The 5978-nt window shown below is 68.6% G+C and carries 5 protein-coding genes and 2 pseudogenes (2 of these 7 running past the window's edge); 5 read left to right on the forward strand and 2 right to left on the reverse strand.

Features of this window, described 5'->3' with window-relative positions:
* Positions 1 to 68: pseudogene (locus ACFE99_RS07850) on the forward strand (MmpS family transport accessory protein); it begins 615 nt to the left of the window's first position.
* Between the two features lie 49 nt (positions 69 to 117).
* Here ACFE99_RS07850 and ACFE99_RS07855 read toward each other — a convergent pair.
* Positions 118 to 813 carry a ferritin-like fold-containing protein gene (locus ACFE99_RS07855; RefSeq protein ID WP_375484035.1) on the reverse strand — a complete coding sequence of 232 codons (696 nt, stop codon included), beginning with the start codon at positions 811 to 813 and terminating at the stop codon, positions 118 to 120.
* Between the two features lie 341 nt (positions 814 to 1154).
* Here ACFE99_RS07855 and ACFE99_RS07860 point away from each other — a divergent pair, with 341 nt between their 5' ends.
* Both ACFE99_RS07860 and ACFE99_RS07865 read left to right on the forward strand, forming a co-directional pair.
* The gene (locus ACFE99_RS07860; RefSeq protein WP_375484037.1) at positions 1155 to 2609 is read left to right on the forward strand and encodes a DEAD/DEAH box helicase; all 1455 of its coding nucleotides are present in this window, start codon (positions 1155 to 1157) and stop codon (positions 2607 to 2609) included.
* Positions 2610 to 2627: 18 nt separating this feature from the next.
* Entirely contained in the window at positions 2628 to 3845 is a 1218-nt protein-coding gene (locus tag ACFE99_RS07865; RefSeq protein ID WP_375484039.1) for a hypothetical protein, read from the forward strand.
* Here the strand turns inward: ACFE99_RS07865 and ACFE99_RS07870 are convergent.
* Positions 3842 to 4642, reverse strand: coding sequence for a ParA family protein (locus tag ACFE99_RS07870; protein WP_375484041.1), 801 nt, complete (start codon positions 4640 to 4642; stop codon positions 3842 to 3844). The genes ACFE99_RS07865 and ACFE99_RS07870 overlap by 4 nt on opposite strands.
* A gap of 175 nt (positions 4643 to 4817) precedes the next feature.
* Here ACFE99_RS07870 and ACFE99_RS07875 point away from each other — a divergent pair, with 175 nt between their 5' ends.
* The gene (locus tag ACFE99_RS07875) at positions 4818 to 5396 is read left to right on the forward strand and encodes an acid phosphatase (RefSeq protein ID WP_375484043.1); all 579 of its coding nucleotides are present in this window, start codon (positions 4818 to 4820) and stop codon (positions 5394 to 5396) included.
* A gap of 12 nt (positions 5397 to 5408) precedes the next feature.
* Positions 5409 to 5978, forward strand: a pseudogene (locus ACFE99_RS07880) (isochorismate synthase MenF) (it continues 581 nt past the right edge of the window).

The raw sequence follows: 5978 nt of genomic DNA on the forward strand, positions 1-5978 counted from the left end.
CCGATGCCGCCGGTCAGACGATCGTCGCGTCGACAAATCACACGATCATCGCCACCTGCACACGTTAGGCCGACGACGATGCGGCCCCGCTCGAGGCACCAGCCACCCGCGGCGCCTCTAGATCAGCCCCAGTTCGCGCATCCGTTCGTCATGGGTGCGTTGTACGCGGTCGAAGAATCCAGCAAGCTGGGTCAGGCCGTCGGTGCCCGACACCACCAGGTCGACCAGCTCGTCATGCTCGGCCAGTACGTATTGGGCCTGGGTGATCGCTTCACCGAGCAGGCGGCGCGACCACAGCGCCAGCCGGCTGCGCTGTTTGCTGCTGCGGGTTACCGCGGCGCGCACCTCGGCGACCACAAACTGCGAGTGCTCGGTTTCGGCCAGCGCCGCGCGCACCACGTCGGCGACTTCGTCGGGCAGCCCGTCGGCGATTTCCAGGTAGAAGTCGGCGGCCAGCGCATCACCGACATAGGTCTTCACCAGCGCCTCCAGCCACGTGCTGGGCGTGGTCAGCCGGTGATAGTTGTCGAGGGCCGACGCGAACTCCGCCATCGCCGGCACCAGGTCGACGCCTCGGCGCTCCATCGCGTCACGCAGCAGCTCGTAGTGGCCCATCTCGGCGGCCGCCATACTCGCCATCGAAATCCGGCCGCGCAGGTCGGGCGCCATTTTCGCCTGCTCGGCAAGCCGGTAGAAAGCGGCGATTTCACCGTAGGCCAGCACCGCGAACAGCTTGTTGACGCCGGGATGGTCTGCGGAAAGCCGTGGCGACTGCGGATCGGCTGCCTGGTCGGCGCGCGAAGGCGAAGTCATGGCAACACTCTATGCGTGCCGGTGGCGACCCGCTGCGACCGGCTTCGCCGCCCTGGCGATCGCCACGAATGCGTGCTGGTGGCGACCCGCTGCGACCGGCTTCGCCGCGCCCACCGGGCGGCGCCACGCGGGCGCCGCAAGCCGCCAGCTATGATGGAAGTCGGTAGCGGCTGTACAGCTACCGAGCGATTATGTGCGTGCACGCAGTTGGCCCGCCTTGTGCAGCGCAGGGCCCGCGAATCGGCAACGTATTCGGAGTCAGAAACTCGTGCGCGCCCGCGACTCGACGAACCGCGACGAGATTTGACTGAACCTGACACCGAAAGGCTTATCGCCCACGCATGACACCACTTGTCACCCCCCATCTGACTTTTGCCAACCTGGGAGTTCGCGAAGAAATTGTCCGCGCATTAGCCGATCAGGACATCGAACGCCCTTTTGCCATCCAAGAACTTACCCTGCCGGTGGCCCTGGCCGGCGATGACCTGATCGGTCAGGCCCGCACCGGCATGGGCAAGACCCTCGCGTTCGGCGTGCCGCTGCTACAGCGCATCACCTCCGCTGCCGGCGACTTGAGCGGCGTACCCCGAGCGCTCGTTGTGGTGCCCACCCGCGAACTCTGCCTGCAGGTCTCCGAGGACCTGGCCCGCGCCGCCAAATACCTCAGCGCTGATGCTGGCCGGCCGCTGTCGGTGGTGTCCATCTACGGCGGTCGCCCCTACGAGCCGCAGATCGAGGCGCTGCGTGCCGGCGCCGACGTGGTGGTGGGCACCCCAGGTCGGTTGCTCGACCTGGCGCAGCAGCGACACCTGCAGCTGGGTGGCCTGCGGGTGCTGGTACTCGACGAGGCCGACGAGATGCTCGACTTGGGCTTCCTGCCTGACATCGAGCGCATCTTGAGCCAGATTCCCGACGACCGCCAAGCAATGCTGTTCTCGGCGACTATGCCGAACCCCATCATCAAGCTGGCGCGCACGTTCATGAACCAGCCCACGCACATCCGGGCCGAGGCGCCGGACGCCTCGGCGGTACACGACGCCACCGACCAGTTCGTCTACCGCGCGCATGCCCTGGACAAGCTGGAGCTGGTCAGCCGGGTCCTGCAAGCCCGCGACCGCGGCGCCACCATGGTCTTCACCCGCACCAAGCGCACCGCCCAGAAGGTGGCCGACGAGCTGGCCGAGCGGGGCTTCGCAGTCGGCGCGGTCCACGGGGACCTGGGTCAGGTCGCGCGGGAAAAAGCGCTCACGGCCTTCCGCAGCGGCGACATCGACGTGCTGGTCGCCACCGACGTGGCCGCCCGCGGAATCGACATCGACGATGTCACCCACGTCATCAACTACCAGTGCCCCGATGACGAGAAGACCTACGTGCACCGCATCGGACGCACCGGCCGCGCCGGGCGCACCGGCGTCGCGGTCACCCTGGTCGACTGGGACGAACTGGCCCGGTGGGCGATGATCGACAAGACGCTGGGGCTGGGTTGCCCCGAACCGCCGGAGACCTACTCGAGCTCACCGCATCTGTACACCGAGTTGGGCATCCCGGCTGAAGCCGGCGGCACCGTGGGCACGCCGCGCACCACCCAGGGCAAGCGCGCCGCGCGTGACGGATCCGCGCCGCGGAACACCAATAGATCGCGACGGCGCACCCGCGCGGGCAAACCGGCCAGCGGCCATCCGACCACTAACGGTGAGGCGGCCGCCGAAACGTCCGCCGGTGATGGCACGCATAATGTTCGCCGCCGCCGTCGCCGGCCCCGTAAAGCGGCAAGCGCCCCCGCGCCCGTCAACTAAAGCGGCCGCCGCCGCGCAATGATCAGACCCGAACGCCGCACCAAGGCCGACGTGGTGGCGGCCGCGGCGATCGCGGTGGTTGTCGCGGTAGCCGCTGTGCTGATCTGGTGGACCAGCGACGCCCGAGCGACCATCAGCCGCCCCGCCGCCGTAGCGCCGCCCAACCCGACGCCTGCGCGCGCCGTTCCGTCGGCGCTGCGCCAACTCTGGACCGCAACCAGCAGGGGCACCAGCCGGCCGGTGGTGGTCGGCGGCGCGGTCGTCACCGCCGACCAGCGCACGGTGGACGGGCGCGACCCTGGCACCGGCGAGTCGCGGTGGAGTTACGCCCGCGACAGCGAGCTGTGCGCGGTCTCCTGGGTCTACCGCTACGCCGTCGCGGTTTACCGGGACGACCGAGGCTGCGGGCAGGTCAGCACCATCGACGGCGCAACCGGTCGGCGCGGACCGGCCCGTAGCAGCTACGCCGACCAGCACGTCACACTGACCTCAGATGGCACCACCGTGCTGTCGGCCGGCAACACCCGGCTCGAACTGTGGCGGTCGGACATGGTGCGGATGCTGTCCTACGGCGAGATCGACGCGCGCCTCAAACCGTCGTCGCACGGAGTGCACACCGGATGCGCGCTGACGTCGGCGGCGGCCAGTTCCGCGGCGGTCTCGGTGCTCGAAGCCTGTACCAAGGTCGCCGACCTTCGGCTTACCTTGCTGCGACCGGCCAAAGAAGAGGACGAACCCGAGCAACGCTTTGTACCCGAACCTGGTATTGGCCCTGGGTCGGGCGCGCGTGTGCTGACCGTCTCGGACACCAGCACGGCGGTGTACCTGCCGTCACCGCAGCCCAGGGTAGACGTCGTCGATGAGACCGGGGTCACGGTGGCGAGCACGCTGCTGCCCAAGCCGCCCTCGCCGACGAGTGCCGTGTCCCACCCCGGCAACCTCGTGACATGGTGGACCGGCGATGCCGTGATGGTGTTCGACGCGGCGAACCTGGCCTACCGCTACACCATTCCCGCAGCCGGCCAGGCAGTTCCGCTGGGGCCGGCGACGATGATGGCCGGCCGGCTCCTGGTCCCGGTCACCGGCGGCATCGGTGTGTATGACCCAACCACCGGGTCCAACGAGCGCTACCTACCGGTGAGCCGGCCACCAGGAACTTCGGCGGTGATCCCCGCCGTTTCCGGCTCGACGGTAATCGAGCAGCGCGGCGACAACGTGGTAGCGCTCGGCGGTTAAACCTCTGGAGTGAAGGTCGGCAGCGGCTTGCCGGACTTCCAGTGCTTGAGCAGCGCATGCGCCAATTCCCGGTAGGCCAAAGCGCCCTTGTTCTTGCGCCCGGCCATCACGGACGACCCGGAGGCGCTGGCCTCGGCGAAGCGCACCGTGCGTGGAATGGGCGGACCCAGCACCGGCAGGTCGTAGCGGTCCGCGACGTCGAGCAGCACGTCACGGGTATGGATGGTGCGCGGGTCATACAGCGTCGGCAACGCGCCCAGCAGCCGCAGCTGCGGGTTGGTGATCTGCTGAACGTCGGCGACCGTGCGCAGGAACTGTCCGACGCCGCGGTGCGCCAGCGTCTCGCACTGCAGCGGCACGATCACCTCGTCGGCGGCCGTGAGCCCGTTGAGCGTAAGAACTCCCAGCGACGGCGGGCAGTCGACGATGACCACGTCGAACCGCTCGCTGAGCTTGTCCAGTGCACGCTTCAGCGCATACTCGCGGCCCGCGCGCATCAGCAACATCGCCTCGGCGCCGGCGAGGTCGATGTTGGACGGCAACAGCGTCATTCCCTCCGCGGTGCTGACCAGCACCGCGTCGGGTTCCACCTCCCCCAGCAGCACTTCGTGCACCGACACCGGGAGCTTGTCGGGATCGTGGCCTAGCGAAAAGGTCAGACAGCCTTGAGGATCGAGATCCACGAGCAGCACTCGCCGTCCGTCGTCGACCATCGCCGCCCCCAACGACGCCACCGTCGTCGTCTTGGCGACGCCGCCCTTCTGATTAGCGACCGCCAGCACCCTCGTGTCAGTCATTTGGCGCCGCTCCTCCTCATCGCTTCGCTCTGCATGGTCGCCGGCAACTCTCAACGGCGCCGCTCCTCCTCATCGCTTCGCTCTGTATCGTCGCGGCGGCATACGGGCCATCCTGGCATCTTTCCCGCTATGCCCGCGCGGCGATTGCAATGACTCTCAGGCAGAATCGGGCGACATGGGCGTCGAGGACCATCGGCTGGTGTTGCTGCGCCACGGCGAGACCGAATGGTCGAAGTCCGGCCAGCACACCGGCCGCACCGAACTTGAGCTGACCGACGCCGGCCGCAAGCGGGCACGGGCCCTGAAGGAGACGCTCGACTGCCTCGGGCTGGACAACCCGATGGTGTTCAGCAGCCCGCGGCGGCGCGCTGTCGTCACCGCGGAATTGGCTGGTCTTACCGTCGACGAGGTAACGGAGTTGCTCGCCGAATGGGACTACGGCTCCTACGAGGGCCTCACCACGGCGCAGATCCGGGAATCGCGCCCCGACTGGCTGATCTGGACACATGGTGCCCCCGGCGGGGAAAGCCCCGCCCAGGTCAGCGAGCGCGCTGACCAAGCTGTCGAATTGGCATTGCAGCACATGGATTCTCGTGACGTTGTGTTTGCCGGACACGGCCACTTCTCCCGCGCGGTGATCGCCCGCTGGGTCGAGCTACCGGTCGGCGATGGCCTCCGATTCGCGATGAACGCCGGGGGCCTGGCGGTGTGCGGTTTCGAACACGGAGCGCGCCAGCTGGCGCGCTTGGGCTGAGCAGCTATCTGGATGGGCAGCCAACCCTCGTTCGTGCTGTGCGGGCCGAGTGGGGTGCTCGTCGCCGAAGGTGTGGCCAGCCGCTACTCGGAGGTGCCGGCTGCGCAGGCGGCGCTGCTTACCGGAAGTACACCAATCATTGTGGGCGCGTTGCCGTTTGACATCGGACAGCCTGCTGCGCTGATAGCGCCGCGGACAGTACGGCAAACCGAAACGTTGCCCGACTGGCCGAGCGGTCCGCTGCCGGCGGTGCGGGTGGCTGCCGCGATCCCGTCCCCCGAACAGCACCGCAGCCGCGTGCGACGGGCACGCGACCGGCTTGCCGCGCCGGGTGCCGCGCTGAGCAAGGTGGTGCTGGCCCGAGCGTTGCGGCTGGTCGCCGACGCCCCGCTGGACGCCCGGGCCATCCTGCGCCGGATGATGACTGCCGACCCCGCCGCGTTCGGCTACCTGGTCGATTTGACGCCTGCCGGCGGCCGCTATTCGGGTGCAGCGTTGGTCGGCGCCAGCCCCGAGTTGCTGGTCGCGCGCGACGGCGACCGGGTGACCGACAAGGATGCCCTGGCCGAGACGATCCTGGCC

The sequence above is a fragment of the uncultured Mycobacterium sp. genome, assembly GCF_964249325.1.
Lineage (GTDB): Bacteria > Actinomycetota > Actinomycetes > Mycobacteriales > Mycobacteriaceae > Mycobacterium.